This is a genomic window from Vibrio sp. 1580, from assembly GCF_033340055.1.
Map to the genome: position 1 here is coordinate 1 of NZ_JAWOVT010000427.1, position 612 is coordinate 612.

A 612-nucleotide genomic window follows, 5' to 3' on the forward strand; every position below is an offset into this window, starting at 1 on the left:
TGAACGTTCCATTAAGCAGTTTGTATCGACATCTAAAACTGCTGAAAGAATGGAACTTGATTGAAGAAAGTGTGCACGACAAGACGTTTGTTGTTGGACCAGCAGCCTTACTGTTGATGCACAGCTATGAAACCGCTCAGCACGGCCTTGATATGGTTGAAACCATCTTGGCGCGCTTGGTGCAGCAAACAGGGGAAATGGCGGCGTACATGGTGCCATCGGGTTATCGAGCGCTTTGTGTCAGACAAAAAGAAAGTATGCAGGCGCTACGATGCAGCTTCGTCCAGGGTCAAAGTCAACCCCTGCTTCGTGGCGCCTCATCTAAAGTGATGCTCGCTTTTATGCCTCAAAGTCGTTGCGAAAAGATCTTACGTTACTTTAGCCAAGATCATCGCTTAGACGAATGGGAAGAAGAGCTCGCCACAATCCGAAAGAACGGCTATGCCGTAAGTACCTCCGAGATTGACCCTGGTGTTTCTGGTATCAGTGCGCCAGTCATGAAAGGAAGTAAGCTGGTTGGCGCAGTTTCGGTTATGGCTCCGGCACACCGAGTAGAAAAGGATAAGCAGCGCATTATTTTGCATGTGTTGCAGGCGGCAAGGGCACTACCAC

At 49.3% G+C, this 612-nt stretch carries 1 protein-coding gene; it reads left to right on the top strand.

The features are described from left to right. Positions 1 to 612, top strand: a 612-nt coding sequence (locus R7093_RS26390) for an IclR family transcriptional regulator (protein WP_318147172.1), incomplete at both ends; no start/stop codon positions are given.